Origin of the sequence: uncultured Abyssibacter sp., assembly GCF_964000955.1 — a bacterium.
Classification (GTDB): domain Bacteria; phylum Pseudomonadota; class Gammaproteobacteria; order Nevskiales; family OUC007; genus Abyssibacter.
This window is the reverse complement of record NZ_CAXFCL010000342.1, coordinates 1-23,503: the sequence shown is the minus strand read 5'-3', so window position 1 is coordinate 23,503 and position 23,503 is coordinate 1. Positions and strand designations below refer to the sequence as shown.

General features: G+C 65.9%; 26 protein-coding genes. 23 read left to right on the top strand and 3 right to left on the bottom strand.

What is annotated here, in order from left to right; all coding sequences use genetic code 11:
- From ABNS06_RS16785 to ABNS06_RS16725, 13 genes are all read left to right on the top strand, one after another.
- The coding region (locus ABNS06_RS16785; RefSeq protein WP_348675760.1) for a rod shape-determining protein at positions 1-142 on the top strand (142 nt) is incomplete at its 5' end.
- Positions 143-350: 208 nt separating this feature from the next.
- Positions 351-1,244, top strand: a complete 894-nt coding sequence (gene mreC, locus ABNS06_RS16780; RefSeq protein WP_348675759.1) for a rod shape-determining protein MreC — start codon at positions 351-353, stop codon at positions 1,242-1,244.
- Positions 1,241-1,729: a rod shape-determining protein MreD gene (gene mreD / locus ABNS06_RS16775; RefSeq protein WP_348675758.1), complete on the top strand. Its 489-nt coding sequence runs from the start codon at positions 1,241-1,243 to the stop codon at positions 1,727-1,729. Before mreC ends, mreD begins: the two co-directional genes overlap by 4 nt.
- Before the next feature lie 122 nt (positions 1,730-1,851).
- The gene (mrdA, locus tag ABNS06_RS16770) at positions 1,852-3,705 is read left to right on the top strand and encodes a penicillin-binding protein 2 (RefSeq protein WP_348675757.1); all 1,854 of its coding nucleotides are present in this window, start codon (positions 1,852-1,854) and stop codon (positions 3,703-3,705) included.
- On the top strand, positions 3,702-4,817 hold the full coding sequence (rodA, locus tag ABNS06_RS16765; RefSeq protein WP_348675756.1) for a rod shape-determining protein RodA: 1,116 nt from the start codon (positions 3,702-3,704) through the stop codon (positions 4,815-4,817). The genes mrdA and rodA overlap by 4 nt, the downstream gene beginning before the upstream one ends.
- A 32-nt stretch (positions 4,818-4,849) precedes the next feature.
- On the top strand, positions 4,850-5,851 hold the full coding sequence (mltB, locus tag ABNS06_RS16760; RefSeq protein WP_348675755.1) for a lytic murein transglycosylase B: 1,002 nt from the start codon (positions 4,850-4,852) through the stop codon (positions 5,849-5,851).
- Positions 5,838-6,749 (top strand): septal ring lytic transglycosylase RlpA family protein, encoded by a 912-nt coding sequence (locus ABNS06_RS16755; protein WP_348675754.1) that lies wholly within the window; start codon positions 5,838-5,840, stop codon positions 6,747-6,749. The genes mltB and ABNS06_RS16755 overlap by 14 nt, the downstream gene beginning before the upstream one ends.
- Positions 6,750-6,784: 35 nt before the next feature.
- Positions 6,785-7,933, top strand: coding sequence for a D-alanyl-D-alanine carboxypeptidase family protein (locus ABNS06_RS16750; protein WP_348675753.1), 1,149 nt, complete (start codon positions 6,785-6,787; stop codon positions 7,931-7,933).
- A complete protein-coding gene (locus tag ABNS06_RS16745; RefSeq protein ID WP_348675752.1) occupies positions 7,930-8,847 on the top strand; it encodes an aminotransferase class IV in 918 nt (305 codons plus the stop codon). Before ABNS06_RS16750 ends, ABNS06_RS16745 begins: the two co-directional genes overlap by 4 nt.
- The gene (locus ABNS06_RS16740) at positions 8,848-9,129 is read left to right on the top strand and encodes a DUF493 domain-containing protein (RefSeq protein ID WP_348675751.1); all 282 of its coding nucleotides are present in this window, start codon (positions 8,848-8,850) and stop codon (positions 9,127-9,129) included.
- Positions 9,126-9,779, top strand: a complete 654-nt coding sequence (gene lipB, locus ABNS06_RS16735; RefSeq protein WP_348675750.1) for a lipoyl(octanoyl) transferase LipB — start codon at positions 9,126-9,128, stop codon at positions 9,777-9,779. Before ABNS06_RS16740 ends, lipB begins: the two co-directional genes overlap by 4 nt.
- Before the next feature lie 145 nt (positions 9,780-9,924).
- Positions 9,925-10,530, top strand: a complete 606-nt coding sequence (locus tag ABNS06_RS16730; protein WP_348675749.1) for an ABC transporter substrate-binding protein — start codon at positions 9,925-9,927, stop codon at positions 10,528-10,530.
- Between the two features lie 38 nt (positions 10,531-10,568).
- Positions 10,569-11,276, top strand: a complete 708-nt coding sequence (locus ABNS06_RS16725) for a VacJ family lipoprotein (RefSeq protein WP_348675748.1) — start codon at positions 10,569-10,571, stop codon at positions 11,274-11,276.
- A 50-nt stretch (positions 11,277-11,326) separates the two neighbouring features.
- On the opposite strand, the gene ABNS06_RS16720 is transcribed toward ABNS06_RS16725, so the two are convergent.
- Positions 11,327-12,706, bottom strand: coding sequence for a GntP family permease (locus tag ABNS06_RS16720; protein WP_348675747.1), 1,380 nt, complete (start codon positions 12,704-12,706; stop codon positions 11,327-11,329).
- A 235-nt stretch (positions 12,707-12,941) separates the two neighbouring features.
- On the opposite strand from ABNS06_RS16720, the gene ABNS06_RS16715 reads away from it, so the two are divergent.
- The 9 genes from ABNS06_RS16715 to ABNS06_RS16675 all read left to right on the top strand — a co-directional run bounded on the left by ABNS06_RS16715 (position 12,942) and on the right by ABNS06_RS16675 (position 20,294).
- Positions 12,942-14,438 (top strand): CoA-acylating methylmalonate-semialdehyde dehydrogenase, encoded by a 1,497-nt coding sequence (locus tag ABNS06_RS16715; RefSeq protein WP_348675746.1) that lies wholly within the window; start codon positions 12,942-12,944, stop codon positions 14,436-14,438.
- Positions 14,438-14,890, top strand: a complete 453-nt coding sequence (locus tag ABNS06_RS16710) for a hypothetical protein (RefSeq protein ID WP_348675745.1) — start codon at positions 14,438-14,440, stop codon at positions 14,888-14,890. The genes ABNS06_RS16715 and ABNS06_RS16710 overlap by 1 nt, the downstream gene beginning before the upstream one ends.
- The gene (locus tag ABNS06_RS16705) at positions 14,890-15,450 is read left to right on the top strand and encodes a hypothetical protein (protein ID WP_348675744.1); all 561 of its coding nucleotides are present in this window, start codon (positions 14,890-14,892) and stop codon (positions 15,448-15,450) included. The genes ABNS06_RS16710 and ABNS06_RS16705 overlap by 1 nt, the downstream gene beginning before the upstream one ends.
- Positions 15,447-16,607, top strand: coding sequence for an acyl-CoA dehydrogenase family protein (locus tag ABNS06_RS16700; protein ID WP_348675743.1), 1,161 nt, complete (start codon positions 15,447-15,449; stop codon positions 16,605-16,607). Before ABNS06_RS16705 ends, ABNS06_RS16700 begins: the two co-directional genes overlap by 4 nt.
- Positions 16,604-17,380, top strand: a complete 777-nt coding sequence (locus tag ABNS06_RS16695) for an enoyl-CoA hydratase (RefSeq protein WP_348675742.1) — start codon at positions 16,604-16,606, stop codon at positions 17,378-17,380. Before ABNS06_RS16700 ends, ABNS06_RS16695 begins: the two co-directional genes overlap by 4 nt.
- Before the next feature lie 7 nt (positions 17,381-17,387).
- Positions 17,388-18,491 carry an enoyl-CoA hydratase/isomerase family protein gene (locus tag ABNS06_RS16690; RefSeq protein WP_348675741.1) on the top strand — a complete coding sequence of 368 codons (1,104 nt, stop codon included), beginning with the start codon at positions 17,388-17,390 and terminating at the stop codon, positions 18,489-18,491.
- 57 nt (positions 18,492-18,548) lie between these two features.
- Positions 18,549-19,436: a 3-hydroxyisobutyrate dehydrogenase gene (mmsB, locus tag ABNS06_RS16685; RefSeq protein WP_348675740.1), complete on the top strand. Its 888-nt coding sequence runs from the start codon at positions 18,549-18,551 to the stop codon at positions 19,434-19,436.
- 81 nt (positions 19,437-19,517) lie between these two features.
- Entirely contained in the window at positions 19,518-20,051 is a 534-nt protein-coding gene (gene sodC, locus ABNS06_RS16680; RefSeq protein ID WP_348675739.1) for a superoxide dismutase [Cu-Zn] SodC, read from the top strand.
- Between the two features lie 3 nt (positions 20,052-20,054).
- On the top strand, positions 20,055-20,294 hold the full coding sequence (locus ABNS06_RS16675; RefSeq protein WP_348675738.1) for a hypothetical protein: 240 nt from the start codon (positions 20,055-20,057) through the stop codon (positions 20,292-20,294).
- Positions 20,295-20,304: 10 nt separating this feature from the next.
- Here the strand turns inward: ABNS06_RS16675 and ABNS06_RS16670 are convergent, their stop codons facing one another.
- Positions 20,305-21,810, bottom strand: a complete 1,506-nt coding sequence (locus tag ABNS06_RS16670; RefSeq protein WP_348675737.1) for a carotenoid oxygenase family protein — start codon at positions 21,808-21,810, stop codon at positions 20,305-20,307.
- A gap of 6 nt (positions 21,811-21,816) precedes the next feature.
- Positions 21,817-22,239, bottom strand: a complete 423-nt coding sequence (locus ABNS06_RS16665) for a DUF2141 domain-containing protein (protein ID WP_348675736.1) — start codon at positions 22,237-22,239, stop codon at positions 21,817-21,819.
- A 177-nt stretch (positions 22,240-22,416) separates the two neighbouring features.
- Between ABNS06_RS16665 and ABNS06_RS16660 the strand changes: the two genes are divergently transcribed.
- The coding region (locus ABNS06_RS16660) for a histidine kinase (protein ID WP_348675735.1) at positions 22,417-23,503 on the top strand (1,087 nt) is incomplete at its 3' end.

Genomic DNA, 23,503 nt, shown 5'->3' with positions numbered 1-23,503 from the left:
GCGCGACATCGACCGGCTGCTCTCCGAGGAAACCGGCCTGCCGGTGATCATTGCCGACGACCCGCTGACCTGCGTCGCACGCGGTGGCGGCATGCTGCTGGAGATGATTGATCGCCAGGGTGAGGTCTACACGCTGGACTGAGTCCGCGGGCACTTAGGCCCGGCTCTTGCCTCAACTCCGGAGCAACAGGACGTAACCCGCTGAACGAGGGAAATTTTCTCCGTCAGCGGCATTGTCACTGCGCCGGCTTTTTGTCTACACTTGTGAGCCAAGTCGCACTCATGTCGAGTGTTTTGACTTGGACGGGCGATTTGGGGTGGACGACCTACATCAAGATTCAATCCGACCTTTGTTTCCGCGCGGGCCTTCGCTGGGCCTGAAAGCGGTCCTGCTCGCGTTGATTTCCGTCGGCCTGATGTTCGCCGACGACCGCACCGATACGCTCAACCCCGTTCGCTCTTTCATCGCCGTCGCCGCCGTTCCGGTGCAGTGGATGGCCAGCCTGCCGAACCAGGCCGGCGAGGTCGCCGACCACTTCGCGTCGCGTCAGACCCTGCTGGAACAAAACGCTGATCTGCGCGAGCAGCAGCTTCATCTGCAGGCACGCCTGCAGAAGCTGGATGGCCTGGCGGCGGAGAATTCCCGTATCCGAGCCCTGCTGCTGTCGTCCAAGCGGCTGCACGAGCAGGTGCTGATCGGCGAGATCGTCTCGTCCAGCATGGACCCCTATCGCCACTACGTGACGCTCAACAAGGGCGGCATGGAAGGCGTTTACAAGGGTCAGCCGCTGATCGACGCCCACGGCGTCATGGGCCAGGTCGTCGAAGTCACGCCGATGAACTCGACCGCGATTCTGGTCACCGACCCCAACCATGGCATTCCGGTGGAAGTGAACCGCACCGGCCTGCAAACCGTCGCCCACGGCGCCGGCGACAGCCGGGGACTGGCCCTGCCCTTCCTGCCCAGCAACGCCGATGTGCAAGTGGGTGATCTGCTGGTCAGTTCCGGGCTCGGCGGCCGCTATCCCGCCGGCTACCCGGTCGGTGTCGTCTATGACGTGCAGCACCAGCCCGGCGAACATTTCCTGGACGTGTCCGCCCGTCCGGCGGCGCGCCTGAACCAGGGCCGTGAACTGCTGCTGGTCTGGAAGGACGGCGCGCCCCCCGTCACCAACGTTGCCGAACAGCTCGACCAGCGCCGCGAGGCCGGCCTGCCGACCTTCGCCACCTCCGAGAGACCGTGAACGAGGACCGCCGACCCAGCGGCCTGATCATCATGGTCAGCGTGCTGCTCGCTTTGGTGCTGTCCAAGGTCATGCTGCCCGACCCGCTCGCGCTGCTGCGCCCGGCCATGGTGCCGATGGTCGCGTTCTACTGGCTGCTGATGATGCCCGACCGCTTCGGGCTGACCATGGCCGCATTGCTCGGGCTGGTCGTGGATGTCCTCACCGGCACCCTGCTCGGCGCGCATGCCTTCGCGCTGACCGTCTCCGGCTATCTGGTCGCCCGAATGGCGCTGATCATCCGCTTCTGGCCAGCCTGGCAGCAAAGCCTGGCGCTGTTGCCGCTGTGGGGACTCTACGCCTTCCTGATGTTCTGGATCGACGGCGTCACCCACCGCAACGCCGACGCGTTGCTGCGGTTTTCGCCGGTGCTGACCACCGCCATCGCCTGGCCGCTGCTCTGCGCGATGATGGCCTGGGCCAGCCCTTCCGCCGAAGAGAACTGACGGCACCCCGCGAACCCCGGTAGAGTCGGCGGCAGCGGAACCGCCCCGAAAATCCATCGTTGCTCAGAACATCCCCGTAAGCGCCGACATCATGTCCGCGCCTCGTCAGAACATCCGGCACCTTGGCTGAAATCAAGTCACTGAAGAATCCGCTGGCGGAACGCCAGCTCACCCTGTTCCGCGCGATCATCGCCGGGCTTGGTGTCGTGATCCTGTCGCTGGTGCTGGTCGGCCGCCTGGTCCAGTTGCAGTTGCTCGACCATGACGTCTACGCCACGCGCTCCGATGACAATCGGATGCGGGTGCGCATTATCGCGCCGGCCCGCGGCCTGATCTACGACCGCAACGGCATCGTGCTCGCGGAAAACCTGCCGACCTACCAGCTCGAGATCGTGCCGGAGCAGGTCGAGGATGTCGCCGACACCGTCACCGCGCTGGCCGAGCTGATCGACATTCCCGATCGCGACCGCGAGCGCTTCTACCGCCGCGTGGACCAGGAACCCTCCTTCCGCAGCATTCCGCTGCGCACCCGGCTGACCCCCGAGGAAGTGGCGGCGTTCGAGGTGAATCGGCAGGATTTCAAGGGCGTCGAAATCCATGCCGCGCTGACCCGTCGCTACCCGCTGGGTCGGCTGGCCGCGCATGCGGTCGGCTACGTGGGATCGCTGTCGGAAGCCGATGCCGCGGGGCTCGACCCACGGCGCTACCGGGGCACCCAGCGGATCGGCAAGGTCGGCGTCGAGGCGGCGCACGAGTCGCTGCTGCACGGCGAGCCGGGCAGCAAGATCATCGAGGCCAACGCCCAGGGCCGCACGTTGCGCGACCTGGAGTATCAGGGCCCCGTCGCCGGTGAAAACCTCTATCTGACGCTGGACTCGCGCATCCAGGAGGCCGCGGTGACCGCGCTGGGGCAGCACGACGGCGCGGTGGTCGCGATCGACCCCACCAACGGCGACATTCTCGCGCTGGTGAGCCAGCCCTCGTTCGATCCGCACCTGTTCGTCGACGGCATCGACTACGTCACCTATGCCGGACTCAATGCCGACCCGGGCCGGCCACTGTTCAATCGCGCCCTGCAGGGTCAGTACCCCCCGGGATCGACGGTCAAGCCGGTGATGGCGCTGGCGGGTCTGGATGCCGGCGTGGTGACGCCCCGACACCGCGAGATGTGCATCGGCTACTTCATGCTGCCGGACAACGAGCGCCGGTACCGGGACTGGAAGCGCCGAGGACACGGACTCGTAGACATGCACGACGCCATCGCGCAATCCTGCGACGTCTACTTCTATCAGCTCGCGCTGGATATCGGCATCGACCACATCCACGACTTTCTGAGCCAGTTCGGCCTGGGCCAGATCCTGGGCGTGGACCTGCCGGGCGAGAAACCCGGCCTGCTCCCGTCCCGCGATTGGAAGCGCAACGCACGCAACGAGGCCTGGTATCCGGGCGAGACGCTGAACATCGGCATCGGCCAGGGATTCATGACCGCAACCCCGTTGCAGCTCGCCCACATGACCGCGATGGTCGCGGTCCGTGGTCACGGCTACCGCCCGCGCATCCTGGCCGCCAGACAGGAGCCGGGGACACGTGATCTGATTCACTTCGAGCCAACTCCGGTTGAGCCGGTCAACGTGGCCGACTCCGGATACTGGGACCGGATCGCCGAGTCCATGGAAGCCGTGGTGCATTCCGTCCAGGGCACGGCCACCCGTTCCGGCGCGGGCGCGAGCTACCGCATCGCCGGCAAGTCCGGCACCGCGCAGGTGACCGGCCTGTCTCAGGAGGACGAGGAAGCCCCCGATCTGCTCGACGTGCCGCGCGAGCTGCGCGACCACGCGCTGTTCATTGCCTATGCCCCGGCCGACGCCCCGAAAATCGCCGTGGCGGTGATCGCCGAGCACGCCGGAAGCGGCGGCCGCGTGGCCGGCCCGATCGCCCGCGCCGTGATGGACGCACTGCTGGAGCCCGAATCGTGAGCTCGCAACGACCCGGCCAGTCCGGCTTCCAGCGCCTGTTGCTCAACCTGCACATCGACGCGATGCTGCTAACCCTGATCCTGATCGTGCTGGGCCTGGGTCTGTTCGTGCTCTACAGCGCCAGCGGCGAGAGCAGCGCCGCCGTGACGAGCCAGGTCAAGCGCATCGGCCTGGGCCTCGTGGTGATGATGGCGCTGGCGCAGGTCAATCCGGACACCTTTCGCGCCTTCGCACCCTGGCTTTATGCCCTGGGTCTGTGCCTGCTCGTCCTGGTGCTGCTGCTCGGAGACACGGCCAAGGGGGCGCAGCGCTGGCTGGACCTCGGTGTGATCCGCTTTCAGCCGTCGGAACTGATGAAGCTCGCCGTCCCGATGGTCCTCGCCGGCTTCATGCATTCCCGAACGTTGCCACCCAAGCTCAGAACAATGGGCGCCGGCGCCCTGATGATCGCGGTTCCCGCCGCGCTCATCATGCGACAGCCCGACCTCGGCACCGCACTGATGATCGCCATCAGCGGCGCCTTCGTGCTGTACATGGCCGGGCTGCGCTGGCGTGTCATTCTGGGACTCGTGCTGGCCGCGGCGGCGGCGCTGCCGCTGCTCTGGTCGCAAATGCACGACTACCAGCGCGAACGGGTGCTGACCTTTCTCAATCCGGCGCGCGACCCCGGTGGCGCCGGCTATCACATCACCCAGTCCAAGGTGGCGATCGGTTCGGGCGGGCTGTTCGGCAAGGGCTGGCTCAACGGCACGCAGGCACAGCTGGACTTTCTCCCGGAATCCGCCACCGACTTCATCTTCGCGGTTTACGCGGAGGAGGTCGGCCTGCTGGGCGTGCTGTTTCTTCTCGTGCTCTACCTGGCGATCATCGGGCGCGGACTGTTCATCTCGGTCAAGGGACAGGACTCGTTCCAGCGCCTGCTGGCTGGCAGCCTGAGCCTGGTCTTCTTTTTCTACGTCTTCGTCAACATCGGCATGGTCATCGGCCTGTTGCCCGTCGTGGGTGTTCCGCTTCCTCTGATCAGCTGGGGCGGAACCTCGATGGTAAGCTTGCTGGCAGGGATGGGAGTGCTGATGTCCATACACACGCATCGGCGCCTCTTGTCGAGTTAGGGGACGGACAGAACCCCGGAAATCGGACACTGATGATCAGATACGGACTGTGCCTGGCGCTGGGCCTTAGTTGTGGCTCCGCCGCGGCCGACTATTCGGCCCACCCCAAAGCCGGAGAATTGCTGGAAACGCTTCGCTCCGACTACGCCTTCGACGTGGACGCGCTCAAGACCGTGCGCTCGGCGCTGGTCCAGGCGGAGCGCGTGGACAAGCTGATCGAGCAGGAGCGCACCGCGCCGGAACGCACCTGGACCTGGTACGACTACCGTCCGATCCACGTGAATCCGAAGAACATCGAGAATGGCCGCGCATTCGTCGAAAAACACCGGAGCACGTTCGACGCCGCCGAGCAGCGCTGGGGCGTTCCGGGTCCCGTCGTCGCCGCGATCATGGGCGCGGAAACCAAGTACGGCGGCTACACCGGCCCGCATCGGATTCTGGACTCGCTGGCCACGCAGGGCTTCGATCACCCGACGCGCTCCCGCTTCTTCTACAGCGAGCTGGTGCAGTACTTCGTGCTCTGTCGCGAACTCGGCATGAATCCGACCGAACCGAAAGGCTCCTACGCCGGCGCCATGGGGCTGTCGCAGTTCATGCCCAGTAACTACCGCAAGCTGGCGGTCGATTTCGACGACAGCGGCGATGTTGACCTGTGGACCGTCGACGACGCCATCGGCAGCACCGCCAACTACCTGGTCAACTATCGCGGCGCCGGCAAGGGATGGCGGCGCGGAGAGGCGGTGCTGGTCGCCGCGCGCGTCAGTGAACCGCTGCCGAAGTCGGTCAAGACGAACACCAAGTTCACGTCGTCGACCATCGGCAAGCTCGCCGAGGCAGGCATCCGGCCGACCATTCCCCTCGCCGACGACACCCCCGCCGGGGTGATCGCGCTGGAAGTCGCCCCCGGCCAGATGGGCTACTGGATCGGCCTGCAGAATTTCTACGCACTGATGTCTTACAACCCGCGGACGTTCTACGCCATGTCCGTGTTCGAATTGAGCGAGGCCATCGCGAACCATGATGCACCACGATAAGTCCGCGACCACGATCGCGGCGCTGGCGGCGCTAACCGTCCTGCTCGGCGGCTGCTTCGGGGGCAAGTCCATCGGACCGTCGGATGGTCCGCCCGCGAATCCCGAGGTCAACCCGTGGAACGTGCCGGAACCGGTGCCCAAGTACGAGCCGCGCAGCAAGTACGGCAACCCGGAGAGCTATGTCGTCGCCGGGCGCCGGTATTACGTCCGTGACACGGCCGAGAGCTACCGCGAGCGCGGCGGCGCGTCGTGGTACGGCTCCAAGTTCCACGGGCGACGCACATCCAGCGGCGAACCGTTCGACATGTACAAGATGACGGCCGCGCATCGCACGCTGCCCATCCCCAGCTACGTCCGCGTTCGCAACCTGGAAAACGACCGCTCGATCATCGTGCGCGTCAACGATCGCGGCCCCTTCCACAGCGAGCGCATCATCGACCTGTCGTGGGTTGCCGCGGTCCGTCTGGGGCTCGATCAACAGGGGTCGGCCAGGGTCGAGGTCGAGTCGATCACGCCGAGTGCCGGCACGCAGGCCGTCGATCTCGAACCGATCGAACCCGCACGCCCGCTGCCGGCGACGCCGGAACCCGCCCCGGCGGTTCCGCCACCCGCCCCGACGCCCCGCCCCGTGCCGATCAACCCGGTGCAGCCCGGCGAGCTGAGCTATCTGCAGGTCGGCGCGTTCGGCGACCTCGAGAATGCCGAACGCATGGCCCAGCGGCTGCGCAACGAAGGCTTCCCGCAGGTGCATGTGCGAACGGCCAACGTGCGCGGGCAGATCGTGCACCGCGTGCTGGCCGGCCCGTTCGTGAACGAACGCGACCGCAGTTCCGCGCGCAACGTGCTCGCAAGCCGAGGGTATGAAACCTTTGTGATCAGGGACACTCAGACTCCCTGACCCGTCTCCCCACTGTCCGATATTCCGAACCGCCCATGACCCGACCCCTGCTCGCCTCCGTTGTCGCCGGCTTCGTTGCCCTGATCCACAGCACCGGCGTGATCGCCGCCATGCCGACCCCGGAACCACCCCGGTTCGATGCGACGAGCTTTCTGCTGGTGGACTTTCACAGCGGTCAGGAACTGGCCTCGCGCGATCCCGATATGCGGGTGGAGCCGGCCAGCATCACCAAGCTGATGACCTCCTACATCGCCTTCTCCGAGGTCAAGAAGGGCAACCTGTCCCTGGACGAGCAGGTGACGATCAGCGAGAACGCCTGGCGCACCGGCGGCTCACGGATGTTCGTGGAAGTCGGCTCGTCGGTCTCGGTGGAAAACCTGCTGCGCGGGGTGATCATCCAGTCGGGCAACGATGCCAGCGTCGCGCTGGCCGAGCACATCGCGGGCAGCGAGAGTGCATTCGCCGAATGGATGAACAGCTACGCCCGCGACCTGGGCATGACCGGCTCGCACTTCGTCAACGCCACCGGCTGGCCGGACCCGGATCACTACGTCACCGCCCGTGACATCACCGCCCTGGCCCGTGCGCTGATCCGGGACTTCCCGGAGCACTACGAGCTGTATTCGGAAAAAGTCTTCGAATACAACAACATCAAGCAATACAACCGGAACAAGCTGCTGTGGCGGGACGAGTCGGTCGACGGTCTGAAGACCGGGCATACCGAATCCGCCGGTTACTGCCTGGTGTCGTCGGCCGAGCGCGACGGCATGCGCCTGATCTCCGTCGTGCTGGGTACCGAAAGCGAGAACGCACGGGCCAGCGCCAGTCAGTCGCTGCTGAACTACGGCTTCCGTTTCTTCGATACCCGTCGTCTTTACGAGGCCGGTGAACCGATCACCACGGTCCGGCCCTGGAAAGGCGCCTTCGATTCGCTGGACCTGGGTTCGCAGCACGATCTTTACGTCACCGTTCCGCGTGGCCGTATTGGTGACATCACCGTCGAACCGGAAGTCGCCGATCAGCTGATCGCTCCACTGCAGGGTGGCACCGTGCTGGGCGAGCTGCACGTCGCGCTGGACGGCGAGCGGATCACCAGCGAACCGCTGGTCGCGCTGCGAGACGTGCCCAAGGGTGGCCTGTGGCGACAGCTGGTGGACGAAATCCGCCTGCTGATCGCGCGATGAACACATCGGCCGGGCAACCGGCTCAGGCACTGGTCCACGTCAACGGACAACTGCTGCCCCGCGCCGAAGCCACCATTTCGGTGTTCGACCGCGGTTTCCTGTTCGCCGACTCGGTCTACGAGGTGATTCCGGTCTACCAGGGCGCGGCATTCCGCCTGCGCCAACACCTGGCGCGACTGGACCGCAGCCTTGGTGAGCTCGCCATCCCCAACCCGCACAGCAACGACGAGTGGTCGGAGCTGATCCGCGAACTCGCCGAAGCGAACGGTGGCGGCGACCTGTCCATATACCTGCAGGTGACCCGCGGCGCTCCGGAATGGCGGGAACACTGGCGGGATGCGCCCACGCAATGCACCGTCGTCGCCTTCACCGGTGGCCTGCATCCACAACCGGCATCGCTGGCCGAGCACGGCGTACGAACCATTCTGCGGAACGACCCACGCTGGCGACGTTGCGACATCAAGGCCACGGCGCTGCTGCCCAACGTGCTGGCGCGACGCGAAGCCGCGGCTGCCGACGCGTTCGAGGCGATCTTCGTCCGCGACGGTTACGTCACCGAGGGCGCGGCGGCCAACGTGTTCATCGTCAGCGATGGTCTCGTGTCGACACCACCGCTCGACAACACCCTGCTGCCCGGCGTGACCCGTGACGCCGTGCTGGACTTCCTGCGACAGACCGGACGCGAATGCATCCAGAGGCCGGTCAGTCGCGAAACCCTGCTTGAGGCCGACGAGGTCTGGCTGACGTCGTCGACGCGCGAGATTCTGCCGGTCACCTGGATAGACGATCACCCGGTTGGCGCCGGTCGCCCGGGTCCGGTGTGGGCGGACGCGCAACCCGGCTTTTCGAACTGGGTCCGTGAGCAGACCGGCTGGCTGCCGCTCACCGACCCGGCGCAAATGGACAGACCCTGAATGGCGAACAACACCCCGTCTTCGCAAGACACCCTGCTCGAATTTCCCTGCGAATACCCGGTCAAGGCTTTCGGCAACAACACGGCGGGCTTCGCCCAGCACCTGCAGCAACTGTTGCTGCCGATCATCGGCCCGGTCGACAACGATCGAGTCGACACCCGGATGAGCCGGGGCAATCGCTATCTGGCCGTCACGATCACCTTCGAGGCGACCAGCAAGGATCAGGTGGATGCGGTGTACGAGGCCCTGACCGCCGACCCTCGCGTCGTCATGTCGCTATGAAGCGCCCGGTCCGCGTTCGCTGGCTGGGTCGTCAGCCCTATGAGCCGATCTACCATCGCATGCGCAGCTTCACCGCGGAGCGGCACGCCGGTACCGACGACGAGCTTTGGCTGCTGGAGCACGACCCGGTGTATACGCAGGGTCGTGTCGGCGACGCCGCGCATCTGCTGGATCCGGGCGACATCCCGGTCTTTCAGTCCAATCGAGGGGGCCAGGTCACCTATCACGGACCCGGCCAACTGATGGTCTACCCGCTGCTGGATCTGCGGCGCCACCAACTCGGCGTTCGCACGCTCGTCGACGGTCTCGAGGGCGCGGTGATCGACGCCCTGGCCGGCGACGGCATCCATGCGGAAAGGCACGACGGTGCCCCCGGCGTCTATGTCGGGGCGGCGAAGCTGGCCTCGCTGGGACTGCGCGTCGAACGTTTCCGCAGCTACCACGGCCTGGCCGTCAACGTCGCCATGGATCTGGAACCGTTCACGCGCATCAACCCCTGCGGCTACGAGGGGCTGGCGATGACCCAGTCCTCCGATCTCGGCGGACCGGCGACACTGCCGGACATGGCGCGCCAGCTACTGCCGGCATTGGCCACCCGGCTCGGACTGGACTGGGCGGATGATTGGAGTGATCCGGATTTTTGGACATAATCGGACGCATTCCATCTTCACTCGGACCCGCCGCGGGGGAACACCGACGACGGCGAACGGTCTGTTAGGACACCACATCGCCTTTGAGCCGCATGGACGCATTCCTCCGAATACCGCACGCGGACATTGCCCAGGAGCAACACCGATGAAATCACTCTGGACCGCCGTGGCAGCCACGCTGCTGACGGTCTCCGTGGCCACTGCTGCCGACGTCACGCCGCCTGATGTGCTGGCGAAGGACACCGCCAACGCGCTGCTGGCGGAACTGAAAGCCAATCAGGACACGTTCAAGCAGAACCCCGATCAGCTTTACGAAGTGGTCGACCGGATCGTGCTGCCGCATTTCGACTTCGACTACGTCTCCAAGCTCGTGCTGGCACGCTACTGGCGCAAGGCCACACCGGAACAGCGCACCCGCTTTCAGCAGGCGTTCCGTTCCCAGCTGGTCGGCTTCTATGGTGACGCGCTGCTGGACTACAGCAACGAGAAGGTCAACTGGGAAGACGCGGCCGTTCCCGCCGACGCCACCGACGTGACCGTCCGGTCCGAGATCGTCCCGGCCGGCAGCGACCCGATCCCGATCAGCTACGCCATGCACCTCACCGACGGCACCTGGAAGGTCTATGACGTCACCGTGGACGGCATCAGCCTGGTCACGAACTACCGTGGTCAGTTCGCCGCGGAAATCCGGCGCAGCGGCCTGGACGCGCTGATTCAGCGACTCGAATCCGAAAGCAGCGCGCTCGGCTAGCCGCCGGGCCGGGGATACATCACGTCAAGGGAGTTGACATGCGCCTGATCGCCCTGGGGTTCGCGGTGCTGATCGCGGCCGGCTGCGCACATTCGCCAACCTATGATCCGCAGGACCCGCTGGAAGGGGTCAATCGCGGCATCTACAAGTTCAACGACGCCGCGGACACCTACGTCCTGCGCCCGGTGGCCAAGGGCTACGTGGCCGTGACGCCGGGATTCGTGCGTACCGGTGTCACGAACTTCTTCAACAACCTCACCTACCCGCTGACCATCGTCAATCAGTTCCTGCAAGGCAAACCGGCCGACGGATTCAGCGACATCGGACGCTTGCTGGTGAACACGACGCTGGGTATCGGTGGCCTGTTCGATCCGGCGACACCACTGGGCCTGGAACGGCACGACGAGGATTTTGGCCAGACCTTCGGCAAATGGGGCGTCGGCAACGGCTGGTACCTGATGCTGCCGTTTCTCGGCCCGAGCACCAACCGCGATCTCACCGGCCGGATCTTCGCGATTCCGCTCAACGCCACCTACGCCGTGGAGAACAGCGAAGTCCTGCTGGGCCTGTCCGCGCTGGATATCGTCAACACCCGCGCGATCCTGCTGAACACCGATCGCCTGGTCCGAAACCAGTACGACCCCTACGTGTTCATTCGCGACGCCTATCTGCAGCGCCGCCGTTCACAGGTCTACGACGGCAATCCCCCGCGCGAGGATTTCGACTTCGACGATTTCGAGGACTAGCGCGAGCAGTTTCGCTCACGGGACCCGGCCTTTCGCCGGGTCCTGTCGTTTCAGGTCAGCGCGCTCAACACCAGCACACAGCTCAGCGTGACCACGAACGGAATCGCCATCGTCACCATGGCAATGTCCTTGTAGGCCTCGCGGTGACTCAGCCCGCAGATCGTCAGCAGCGTGATCACCGCGCCGTTGTGCGGCAGGGTGTCGAAGCCGCCGCAGGCCATCGACGCGATGCGGTGCATCAACTCCCTGGACACACCCAGATCGCTCGCGAGCTGGTTGTAGGTGTCACCCAGCGCCGCCAGAGCGATGGACAGCCCGCCGGAAGCCGAGCCGGTGATGCCGGCAAGCACGTTGATCGCGACCATTTCCGAGATCAGCGGATTGCCCGGTGACACGTTGATCACGGCGTTCTTGACCAGCACGAACGCGGACAGGCTGGCAATGGTGGTGCCGTAGCCAACTTCGGACGCGGTGTTGAACGTCGGCAGCAGCGAGCCGTTGGCCGCCGCCGTCATGGACCGGTTGAGGCGATCCCAGCTGCGGTAATGGATCACGATCACCGTCAGATTCGCGACCAGCAGCGCGACGATCATCGCCCAGAGCCCGCGCAGCCTGCCGATCTCGGTATTGCCGAACCGGTCCTCGGCGAGAAAACCCGTGTCCCAGGCCGGAATCACCCACTCCACCAGCGCGTAGTTGACCCCGATCACCAGAACGATCGGCAGGATGGCGACCCAGAAGCTCGGAGCGGCGCCATCGGGTTGCGCCGGTTCATTGCGATGATCCTCGCCGTAGCCCTCCCCGTTGGCCTTTGCTCCGCGCATCCGGCGGTTCAGCCACCAGACACCGCCGCCGAACATGCCCAGACCACCGACGATGCCCAGCACCGGTGCCGCGAAGGCCGTGGTCTCGAAGTACGGCATCGGAATCAGGTTGTGGATCTGCGCGGTGCCCGGCAGGCAGGTCATCGCGAAGGTGAACGCGCCAAGCGCGATCGTCCCGCCAATCAGCCGCTTGGGGATATCCAGTTCGCGAAACAACGCGGCGGCCAATGGATACACCGAGAACGCGACCACGAAGGCCGACACGCCGCCGTACTCCAGCACACCGCAAGCCAGCACGATGGCGGCGATGCCATGACGGGCGCCCAGCCTGCGCACGAACGTCTGCGCGATGGCGCGGGCACAGCCCGTGTCTTCCATCAGCTTTCCGAACAGGGCGCCGAGCAGGAAGATCGGAAAGTACTTGACCGCGAATCCCCCCATCGCGGTCATGAACACCTGGGTGTAGGTGCCCAGCAACGGCACGCCACCGTTGAGCACGCAGGCCAGCATCGCCAGCACGGGGGCGAGAATGATGACCGAGACGCCCCGATACGCCAGCCACATCAGCAGGATGAGCGAAAGCAGGATGCCGGCGATGCCGATCATGGAATCTCCCCCGTGTCTTGAACTCCGCGCCGTGATCGCGGCGCCGATGTCATGTCTCGGCCGGTGCTCCCGAGCTTGCCGGGCGCACCGCCACAACGACATAAGCCAACGCGCAATGGCTGTTGTTTATACATGCACTCGGTCGGCGCCCGCATGTGCCCCGACAAGGCTTTGCACTTATTATGGGCCAGATCAAATCCGCCCTCGACCGGGCACAACAAGTTCAGGAGACACCATGAGCGATCGGCTCCCCCTCTTCATCGAGGGTCGATTCGTGCAGAGCGCGAGCGACCAGAGCATCCCCGTGACCAACCCGGCCACCCAGGCGGTGCTGGTCGAGGCTCCGGCCGCGACCGTGGACGAAATGGAGCGGGCGATCGCCAGCGCGCAGGAGGCCTTCGAACAGTGGAAGCACACGCCGCCGTCCAAGCGCGCCCGGCTGTTCATGCGCTACCAGCAGCTGCTGAAGGATCACCACGACGAGCTCGGTGAAATTCTCGCCCAGGAAACCGGCAAGAACTTCGAAGACGCCAAGGGTGACGTCTGGCGCGGCATCGAGGTCGTCGAACAGATGTGCAACATCCCGTCGCTACTGATGGGCGAGACGGTCGATAACGTCGCCACCGGCGTCGACACGCACTCGCACATCCAGCCACTGGGCGTCACGCTGGCGATCACGCCGTTCAACTTCCCGGCGATGATTCCGCTGTGGTTCTTCCCGACCGCCATCGCCTGCGGCAACGCCTGCATTCTCAAGCCCAGCGAACAGGACCCGATGACGCCGAACCGGCTCGCCGAACTGTTCGTCGAGGCCGGCTTCCCGCCCGCCCTGCTCCAGGTCATCCATGGTGGCAAGGAGCAGGTGCAATACCTGATGGAACACGAGGGCATCGCCACCGTGTCCTTCGTCGGCTCCGTCCCGGTGGCCGAGCATGTCTATCGCACGGCGACGCAGCACCTCAAGCGCGCCCAGTGTTTCGCCGGCGCCAAGAACCACATGGTCGTGATGCCGGATGCCGACAAGCAGCAGGTCATCAACAATCTGGTCGGAGCCTCCGTGGGCGCTGCCGGGCAACGCTGCATGGCGATCTCCGTGGCCGTGCTCGTCGGCGATACCCGTGAATGGGTCGGCGAGATTCGCGATGCACTGTCCAAGGTTTATCCCGGACACTGGGATCAACCCGATTCGGCATACGGTCCTCTGATCTCACCGGCCGCCAAGGCGCGTGTCGAAGGTCTGATCCAGCAGGGCGTGGATGAAGGCGCCACGCTGGAACTGGACGGTCGCGGCTGCACCGTCGACGGTTACCCCGACGGCAACTGGGTCGGACCCACCGTGTTCTCCGGCGTGAAACCCGACATGAGCATCTACCGGGAGGAAATCTTCGGGCCGGTGCTGTGCATCATGGAAGCCGCCGACCTGGATGAGGCGCTGGAACTGATCGCCGACAATCCCTACGGCAACGGTACCTCGCTGTTCACCAGTTCCGGAGCCGCCGCGCGCAAGTTCGTGTCCGAGGTCAAGGTCGGCCAGGTCGGCATCAACATTCCGATTCCGGTCCCGCTGCCGTTCTTCAGCTTCACGGGTTGGCGGCGCAGCTTCTTCGGCGACCAGCATGCCTACGGCAAGCAGGCGATCCGCTTCTTCACGGAGACCAAGACCGTGACGTCGCGCTGGCCCGAGTCCGGAATGCCGTCCAGCGGCCCGAACATGTCCATCAATTTGCAGTGATGCGAGGCGTGCCGGATCAGTGGTGGGCCCGTAGTCTGATCCTGCTTGTTCTGGCGTTCGCGTACTACTGGCTCGTCGTCCAGGTCATTGGCTGGATGGCGGCGCTGGTCAAGCCCGGCTACCAGGGGCTTCCGATGTGGCTGATGTTCGTGAGGATGCATTTCGAGCATCTCGCGGCCGTGCTGGTTGCATCGCTGCCCATCTGCGTAGCAATGCTGTTGTTTGTTCGACGGCGGCGGCTCCTGAGTGCAATCGTCATCACTCTGCCTGTCGCAGCGCAGTTCGTGTTCGACGTTATTTGGGCTTACCCCACGGATCTGATGGGCGCCAAAACGTTTGAGCAGACCATGATGGACTGGCTTGCACTGGTAAACCTCGTCGGAATACCCGTGCTCGCCACAGCGCTTCTGTCACGCGTACTGCCCGTCCCAGCACCGTCGGAATCCGTCTGATGACGAAGTCGTCCTCGCTCCGCGCTTTCGTTTCGCTGCTGATGGCTTTGCCAGCAACGGCCACTGCGGAAATCATCGCCTCGGAACCGGAGGGCTTCCTCGTCCGCCACGTCACCACGGTGGATCTGCCGCCTGACGCCGCCTACCGGACGATGACCGCGGAAATCCATCGCTGGTGGAATCCGGCGCACAGCTGGTCGGGTGACGCGAACAACCTGCGCATCGATGCCCGCGCCGGTGGTTGCTGGTGCGAGACCTGGACGGTCGACGGCCAGGCGCAAAGCGTCCAGCACATGCAGGTCACGGCGGCCCGGCCGGGCGCCCTGTTCCGCGCCAGCGGCGGCCTCGGCCCGTTGCAGCAACTGGCGGTGGCCGGCTCGCAAAGCTGGACCTTCGAGCCGTCTGCTCCGACCTCGACAACCGTCACGATCGAATACGCGGTCTCCGGCTGGACGCCCGATGGGCTGGAAGGCTGGGCCGGACCGGTGGATTTCGTCATCGGCGAGCAGGTCGGACGTTACACTCGACTGATCAACACCGGGTCTGCCGACAGCGAATGAACTTCGAACTCAACGAGGACCAGCAGGCGCTGGTCGACGCCGCGCGTGACTTCTCGGTCAAGGCGCTCGCGCCCAATGCGGCGGAGTGGGACGAGCACTGCCACTTCCCCACCGACGTCATCAAGCAGGCGGCGGAGCTGGGGTTTCTCGGGCTCTACACGCCGGAGGCGGCCGGTGGCATCGGTCTGTCGCGGCTGGACTCGGTGCTGATCGTCGAGGAGCTGGCCCGCGGCTGCACGTCCACGACCGCGTACATGACCATTCACAACATGTGCGCCTGGATGCTGGGCAGCTTCGGCAACGCGTCCATCCATGAGCGCTTCGTGCACCAGATGGTCAGCGGGGAGTACCTCGCCTCGTACTGCCTGACCGAGCCGGGCAACGGTTCGGACGCGGCAAACCTCAAGACCACGGCGCGGCGCGATGGCGATCACTACGTGGTCAACGGCTCCAAATGCTTCATCTCCGGCGCGGGCTCGACGCAGGTGCTGGTGCTGATGGCACGGACCGGCGCCGATGGCCCGAAGGGCATCTCCTGCCTCGCCGTCCCCGCCGACCTGGACGGCATCAGCTACGGCAAGAAGGAAAGCAAGATGGGCTGGAATTCGCAGCCCACGCGCACGATCACCTTCGAGGATGTCCGCGTCCCGGTCGACTGTCTGGTCGGCGAGGAAGGCGAAGGCTTCAAGTTCGCGATGAAGGGACTGGACGGCGGCCGGCTGAACATCGCCACCTGCTCCATCGGCACCGCGCAGGCGGCGCTGGACGCCACGGTGGAGTACGTGAAGGGCCGCAAGCAGTTCGGCAAGGCGATCGCCGACTTCCAGGCCACGCAGTTCAAGCTTGCCGACATGCAGACGGACCTGGTCGCGTCGCGGCAGATGATCCGCCTGGCCGCCTCCAGGCTCGATGCCGGTCACCCGGAAGCGACGGCCTACTGCGCCATGGCCAAGCGCTTCGCCACCGACGCCTGCTTCGACATCTGCAACGATGCCCTGCAACTGCATGGCGGCTACGGCTATATCCGCGAGTACCCCCTGGAGCGTATGGTGCGCGACACCCGTGTCCACCAGATTCTCGAGGGCACGAACGAGATCATGCGCTTCATCCTGGGGCGCAGATTGCTGCTGGAACATGCGCTGGAGATGCTGAGATGACCGACCAATTGCAGGTATCGATCGATGGTCCCGTCGCGACCCTGACGATCAACAATCCGAAGGCCAACACCTGGACCCTGGAGTCATTGAACGCGCTGCCCGACATCATCGCGGACCTCGAGGCGGATACGTCGATTCGCGCGCTGGTGATCACCGGCGCCGGTGAAAAGTTCTTCTCGGCGGGCGCGGAGCTCACCACCTTCGCCGACGGCGATGTCGCCATCGCCAGCGAAATGGCCCGCGCCTTCGGCTTCGCGTTCGAGGCCCTGGCCGAATGCGATCTGGTCACCATCGCGGCCATCAACGGCTACGCCATGGGCGGCGGCCTGGAAGCCGCGCTAGCCTGCGACATCCGCGTGGCCGAGGCGCACGCGCAGATGGCCCTGCCGGAAGCCAGCGTCGGCCTGCTGCCCTGCGCCGGAGGCACCCAGCGCCTGCCATGGCTCGTGGGCGAAGGCTGGGCCAAGCGCATGATCCTGTGCGGCGAACGTATCGACGCCGACACCGCGCTGGACATCGGTCTGGTCGAGGAGGTCGTCGACTCCGGCGAATCGCTCGCCGTGGCCATGGAGCTGGCCGCCAAGGTCCAGGCGCAATCGCCGGGCAGCGTCGTCTCCTGCAAGCGCCTGATTCACGCCGCCGAGCGTCAGCCGCTGCAAACCGCGCTGGCGATGGAGCGAGAGGAATTCGTCGAGCTGTTCAACTCGGACGACCAGATGGAAGGCGTGACCGCGTTCCTCGAAAAGCGCAAACCCGAATGGACCAACAGCTAGGGCATTGATGACCGACCAACCCATCCTCGTCGCACAAACGGGCGGCCTCGGCCGCATCACCCTCAATGCGCCCAAGGCGCTGAATTCGCTGAGCCTGCCCATGGCCCAAGCGATGCAGCGGCAACTGGATGCCTGGGCGACCGACGACAGCGTCGCCGCGGTGTGGCTGGAGGGCGCGGGCGAAAAGGCCTTCTGCGCCGGTGGTGACATCCGCGCGATGTACGAGGCGATGACCGCGCATCCGGTGGGCGAACGCGTGCCCGGCTGCGAGTCGTTCTTCACCGAGGAATACGTGCTGGATTACACCCTCCACACCTATCCCAAGCCGGTGATCGTCTGGGGCAGCGGCATCGTCATGGGTGGCGGCATGGGGCTGATGTGCGGCGCCGCGCATCGGCTGGTCACCGAAACCTCGCGACTGGCCATGCCGGAAATCACCATCGGGCTTTATCCGGATGTCGGCGGGTCCTGGTTTCTCAACCGCATGCCCAACGGCCTCGGCCTGTTCCTCGGCCTGACCGGCGCCCAGATCAATGCCACCGATGCCATCGCGACGGGCCTGGCCGACCGCATGGTCGCCAGCACGGACCGTGACACCATCATCGAGACCCTCGGCACGGTCGATCTCGGCGCCGACCCCGAGGAAACCATTCGCTCGGTGCTGCACAACTTCGAAGCGAAGGCCCAGGACCAGCGCCCCGCCAGCCAGATCGACGCCCATCTGGGCCAGATCAGGACCCTGACCGACCACGCCCGGGTCGCAGACGTGGTCCAGGCGATCCTCGCGGTCGAGACCGACGACAAGTGGATGAGCCGGGCGCAGGCCTCGCTCGCCAAGGGTTGCCCGATGACCGCGCACCTGGTCGCCGAGCAGATCCGGCGCAGCCGCCATCTGAGCCTGGCCGACGTGTTCCGCATGGAGCTGGTGATGTCCAGCCGTTGCAGCATGGAACCCGACTTTCGCGAAGGCGTTCGCGCGTTGCTGATCGACAAGGACGGCGCGCCGAACTGGGCGCACCCATCGGTCGCGGCGGTCGATGCATCGGACATCGAGCGGCACTTCACCCCACCGTGGCCGGACAAGTCGCCGCTGGCCGATCTCGGCGCGTGACCCGGGCCATTCCGAACCACCATTGAACGGGCAAAGACCCCACCGTCAGGAGACAGCATGAGCAGCATCGCATTCATCGGCCTCGGCAACATGGGCGGCCCCATGGCCGCGAACCTGGTCAAGGCCGGCAACACCGTCCGCGCATTCGACCTGTCCGAGGCCGCCTGCCAGGCGGCACGCGATGCAGGTTGCTCCATCGCCGGATCGGCCGCCGAAGCCGCCGACGGCGCGGACGTGGTGTTCTCGATGCTGCCCTCCGGTGCCATCGTCGAATCGGTTTACCTGGGCGACAGCGGCCTGCTGAGCCAGCTGCCAACCTCGACGCTGATCATCGACAGCTCGACCATTTCCGCCGAGTCCGCCCGGACCGTCTGGGCCGCGGCGAGCGATCGCGGCATCCGCATGATCGACGCGCCGGTATCCGGCGGTGTCGCCGCCGCCACCGCCGGCACGCTGACCTTCATCTGCGGCGGGCGCGAGGCCGACATCGACGCCGCACGCCCGGTCCTCGAGGCCATGGGCAAGAACGTGCTGCGAGCCGGCGATTCCGGCGCCGGCCAGGTCGCGAAAATCTGCAACAACATGCTGCTGGCCGTGCACATGATCGGCACCGCGGAAGCGCTGGCGCTGGGCGACGCCCATGGTGTCGACCCCGCCGCGCTGTCGGAAATCATGCTCGCCAGCTCCGGCCGCAACTGGTCGCTGGAGGTCTACAACCCCTGGCCCGGTGTCATGGAAAACGCACCGGCATCGAAGGAGTACCAGGGCGGCTTCATGGTCGATCTGATGCACAAGGACCTCGGGCTGGCACTGGATGCCGCGCAGGCCGAAGGCGCCAGCACCCCGATGGGCGCGCTGGCCCGTTCGCTGTACGCATTGCACCGGCGCGCCGGCAACGGCCGGCTGGATTTCTCGTCCATCCAGTCCATGTTGCGGGAGTCCTGACGGAACGGTCATCCGCACCCGTTGTCGACTTGGAGCCCGGCCCGGGAATGGCCGGCCACATTTGTCGCACGGAGGCTTTCGATGACCCGAACGATCACCCTGATGTCCCTTTGCGCCGCCCTCGCCGCCTGCGCGGGCTCGGCCGGCGCCGCCAATTCCGTCACGCTCAATGCGGTGAGCAGCGATGGCACCGGAGACGCCCTGGGCACGGTCCGTTTCGAGGACACCGAGCACGGCCTGGTGCTGCATCCCGATCTGCGCGGACTGGCACCCGGATTCCACGGTTTTCACGTGCATGAGAATGCGAGCTGCGAGCCCGCGGAGAAGGATGGCGAAATGACCGCGGCCGCCGCGGCCGGCAGTCATTTCGATCCGAACAACACCGGCAGCCATGACACAGCCTGGGGCGACGGACACCTCGGAGATCTGCCGGGGCTTTACGTGGCATCCGATGGCTCCGCGACGCACCCGGTCCTCGCCCCGCGTCTGCGCATGGCCGACATCCAGAACCGCGCGCTGATGATCCACGCTGGCGGCGACAACTATTCCGACATGCCGAAGAAACTCGGTGGCGGCGGCGCCCGCGTGGCCTGCGGTGTCATCGCCGGCGGTTAAGCCATGGAGTCAGCCCTCTGGCTGCTCGTCCTGCCGGTCCTCGGCGCGCTGATCGCGGTTGGTTGCCTGCTGCTGATCAAGATCACCCGCCGGCGCCAGGCGACGCGCTCCGGCAACAGCAGCGATGTCGTGCCGGCCAACCCGATGTCCGCGGAGCAGGCCAGGATGATCACGCGCCGCTATGCAATCGCGGTCGGCATCGTGCTGGTGGCGCTGATCCTGGTCGCCATCTCGGCGACCTGAGCACCGGGCATCACGTCGCCACGAAACAGGCATGAAACGACAGCGGCAGCGTGCGGTTGAGCCTGGCCTGGGCAATCGGGCCGTCGGCCACGCGACGGGCATCGAAAACGCTCAGCAGTGTCCTGCCATTGCGGTAGTCCATGGCCGTCCCGATCAGCCAGCCATCGTCCCGTGTCGATGAGCCCGGACGCGGTACGAACCGGTGTTCCTCGGCCATGTGGTGGTCGCCGTACCGGTACTGCTGCGTCGAACCGGTCGTCCGGTCCACGGCCACCACGGTGTCGAGATAGTCGCTGTCGTTCGCTTGCGGCTGGGCCAGCAGATAGGTCCGCCCTCCAGCCGCCGAGAAGCGCCTGTCGAACTCCGGAAACTCCACCGGCAGCGACGATACCGTGGTGATTCGTGAACGCCCCGCGGAGTCGATCCGGAATTCGGTGAGTGCGCTGGGCGCATCGTCGTGAATCGGCTCGCCGCGCATTACGCCCTTGAATGCCGAATTGATCAGATCGCCTGACGAAGACCAGGCGCCGGCCAGGACGATGTCGCCACCCTGCTCGTAAGCATCCGCCCAGTGGAACACCATGCCCGCGGGCAGATCGACATGGCGTGGCCGCGACGGATCGTTCTTGTCGATGATCAGCAGTTTCGAGGCCTGGTCGGGCCGCCAGCGCAGGCTGTCGAAATAGGGTCCGCGCAGCTCCGACTCCAGCATCAGCGGCGCCAGCATCACCAGCAGATGGCGATCGGTCATCGTGAAACTGTGGACATAGCCCCGGTGCCCGACATCCAGTGGCGTGATCGACTGCAGCCGGCCACGGGCGTCGATGCGCCAGATCAGCACCGTGCCGCCGCCGATATAGGCAGCCGAACCGAAGTTCCAGACGCTGCCGTCGGCCTCGAACAGCGGGTGCGCGGAAAACGGCACCGCTTCGAGGCCCTCGCGCCAGGTCTTGGCGCCCCGGCTCTCCAGCGTGTCGGGGTCGACCTCCCAGGCGGACCCGCCCTCCCAGAGCGCGTAGAGGTCCCCGTCCAGCGGCATGACCGCGGTGTTGGCGGTGTTGGAACCGTCGGCATTGCGCACTGGCCGGGCATCGGGAATCTCCGTACCGGCGGCGTTGTAGAGAAACCGACCGGCCTGCTCCTCATCGACGAACTTGGTCGTGCCGATCATCCGCGCCTGGTGCGTGATGCCGGATTCTCCGATCCGCCAGGCCTGCAACAGGCCGTCGCCGTCGAACCAGTGCTGGTAGCGTTGCCCCGAGCGGTCGAACAGACCCGGCCCGTTGCGGTAAAAGCTGCCGCGCAGCGCCGCGGGCCAGTCGCCGGTGACATCCACCGCGGTCCTGGGCAACACGGTCCGGTCGACGGACTCCCAGCCGGCCAGCCAGGCGTGACGTTGCCTCGCCCGCCGAAAGGCCTGGAACGTGTCGTCCGGCCCCGTGGCGAGCGCGGACAGCGGAAACGCCTGGGCCAGGCCGGCGGCGCCGAGCGCCTTGAGAACATCGCGACGTTGCATGCCCGTCTACCGAAGGAGCAGGTCGGTGGTCAGACCACCCTCGGGAACGTCCACGGCGGCCTCGTCGAATGTCGCCTTGCGCATCACCCGCGGGTTGTTGGAGTAGCCGTAGCCCTCCTTGGGAATGCCCATGAAGTTCATGTCGAATTCCCCGTTGTCGTTCTCGTCGTGCATGACGATCACGGCATATCGACCCGGCTCCAGGTCGGCGACGACATGCTGCACACCGTCGGTGTCGGCGGGAATCAGCGCCTTGGAGACCGCCTCTCCGTCGCCATCCCAGCAGGTCGCGTCGGCGCAGACCTTCAGGAACAAATGCCCCGAAGCCTCGCGGATCTTGTCGATTCGCACGGTCAGATCAGCCGCCTGGCCAGCCAGGGGCAGCGCGAACAGCGCTGAAATCAACAGTGTTCCGGTCAGTGTTTTCATGATGCTCTCCGATGAACCGCCGCGTTGTTGCGGCCTGTGAGCATCATCCGCGACGGCCCCGTCCCGAGGCAGATGCCAACGGTCACGACCGGGGGTGCCAAAAGTCACATTCTGCGTCCGGTCGCCCCGAAGCGGCTCCGCAAGCTCCTATACTCGCCGCGTGACCGGACCATCGCGATGACATTGACCCGAGCCGACATCAAGGAACTGACCGACCCGCTCAATCTCGCGGGCGTGGGCACCTGGGTGCTGATCGCGGCCGACCAACTGCTGAGCCGGGGGCTGTTCGGCGACGCCTCACGCCTGGTGACGGCAGCGCTGCTGCTCGCCTTTCTGCTGGCATTCATCACCAGCAACCTCGCCGGCAACCGTGGCCAGGACGGACTGTCGCGGGCGCTTTGCCTGCTGATGATCCCGATCTCACTGGCCAACGCCGCGCTGACGCCCAGCGTCTCCGCACCAATCCTGCTCGTGATCACCGCGGCGATGATCGCCGGTCGCTTTCCGCTGCGCATCAGCATCCTGCTCGTCGCAGCCGCGAACCTCGTCTACTTCTTCATCTATCGCGACCTGTGGGACGCGTCGCGCCCGCTCTACCAGACCGCGCTGTTCGCCAGCTTCCAGGCGTTCGCGCTGTTCGTCGCACGCATGGGCTTCGCGGCGGAGACCGCGCGTACGGAGCTGGCTCAGGCCAATGCCCATCTACTCGCCACCCGCAGCCTGCTGGAGGCCTCCGCGCGTGATGGCGAGCGCCTGCGATTGTCCCGCGAGCTGCACGATCTGGCCGGCCATCACCTGACCGCGCTCAAGCTCACGCTGGAACTCGCCCGGCGCGTCCCGGAAGCCGAGCGCGGTCCGAAGATCGACCAGGCGCTGGCGCTGTCCAACCAGTTGCTGGACGACATTCGCGGCGTGGTCGGTCAGCTGCGCGAGCATGACGGCTTGCAGCTTGAACCCGCGCTGCGGCAACTCGCCGACGGGTTGCCCGGCGTGGGCGTCGATCTCGCGGTAGACCCGACCATCCGCATCGCCAACGCCAACGCGGCCACGGCACTGCTGCGCTGCGCCCAGGAAAGCCTGACCAACGCGGTTCGCCACGGCCATGCGCGACGGGTGCGGCTGGACCTTCAGGCCGACGATGGCGGCGTTCGCCTCACCGTGACGGACAGCGGCGCCGGAGCCCCCGCGATCGCGCCTGGCAACGGCTTGAACGGGATGCGCGAGCGCCTGCAGGCCGTCGGCGGCCGGGTCGACTGGTCCAGTC

Coding starts and splice junctions, on each gene's coding strand:
- mltB (WP_348675755.1), top strand. CDS start 4,850: ATGATCAGATACGGACTGTGCCTGGCGCTGGGCCTTAGTTGTGGCTCC.
- ABNS06_RS16755 (WP_348675754.1), top strand. CDS start 5,838: ATGCACCACGATAAGTCCGCGACCACGATCGCGGCGCTGGCGGCGCTA.
- ABNS06_RS16750 (WP_348675753.1), top strand. CDS start 6,785: ATGACCCGACCCCTGCTCGCCTCCGTTGTCGCCGGCTTCGTTGCCCTG.
- ABNS06_RS16745 (WP_348675752.1), top strand. CDS start 7,930: ATGAACACATCGGCCGGGCAACCGGCTCAGGCACTGGTCCACGTCAAC.
- ABNS06_RS16740 (WP_348675751.1), top strand. CDS start 8,848: ATGGCGAACAACACCCCGTCTTCGCAAGACACCCTGCTCGAATTTCCC.
- lipB (WP_348675750.1), top strand. CDS start 9,126: ATGAAGCGCCCGGTCCGCGTTCGCTGGCTGGGTCGTCAGCCCTATGAG.
- ABNS06_RS16730 (WP_348675749.1), top strand. CDS start 9,925: ATGAAATCACTCTGGACCGCCGTGGCAGCCACGCTGCTGACGGTCTCC.
- ABNS06_RS16725 (WP_348675748.1), top strand. CDS start 10,569: ATGCGCCTGATCGCCCTGGGGTTCGCGGTGCTGATCGCGGCCGGCTGC.
- ABNS06_RS16720 (WP_348675747.1), bottom strand. CDS start 12,706: ATGATCGGCATCGCCGGCATCCTGCTTTCGCTCATCCTGCTGATGTGG.
- ABNS06_RS16715 (WP_348675746.1), top strand. CDS start 12,942: ATGAGCGATCGGCTCCCCCTCTTCATCGAGGGTCGATTCGTGCAGAGC.
- ABNS06_RS16710 (WP_348675745.1), top strand. CDS start 14,438: ATGCGAGGCGTGCCGGATCAGTGGTGGGCCCGTAGTCTGATCCTGCTT.
- ABNS06_RS16705 (WP_348675744.1), top strand. CDS start 14,890: ATGACGAAGTCGTCCTCGCTCCGCGCTTTCGTTTCGCTGCTGATGGCT.
- ABNS06_RS16700 (WP_348675743.1), top strand. CDS start 15,447: ATGAACTTCGAACTCAACGAGGACCAGCAGGCGCTGGTCGACGCCGCG.
- ABNS06_RS16695 (WP_348675742.1), top strand. CDS start 16,604: ATGACCGACCAATTGCAGGTATCGATCGATGGTCCCGTCGCGACCCTG.
- ABNS06_RS16690 (WP_348675741.1), top strand. CDS start 17,388: ATGACCGACCAACCCATCCTCGTCGCACAAACGGGCGGCCTCGGCCGC.
- mmsB (WP_348675740.1), top strand. CDS start 18,549: ATGAGCAGCATCGCATTCATCGGCCTCGGCAACATGGGCGGCCCCATG.
- sodC (WP_348675739.1), top strand. CDS start 19,518: ATGACCCGAACGATCACCCTGATGTCCCTTTGCGCCGCCCTCGCCGCC.
- ABNS06_RS16675 (WP_348675738.1), top strand. CDS start 20,055: ATGGAGTCAGCCCTCTGGCTGCTCGTCCTGCCGGTCCTCGGCGCGCTG.
- ABNS06_RS16670 (WP_348675737.1), bottom strand. CDS start 21,810: ATGCAACGTCGCGATGTTCTCAAGGCGCTCGGCGCCGCCGGCCTGGCC.
- ABNS06_RS16665 (WP_348675736.1), bottom strand. CDS start 22,239: ATGAAAACACTGACCGGAACACTGTTGATTTCAGCGCTGTTCGCGCTG.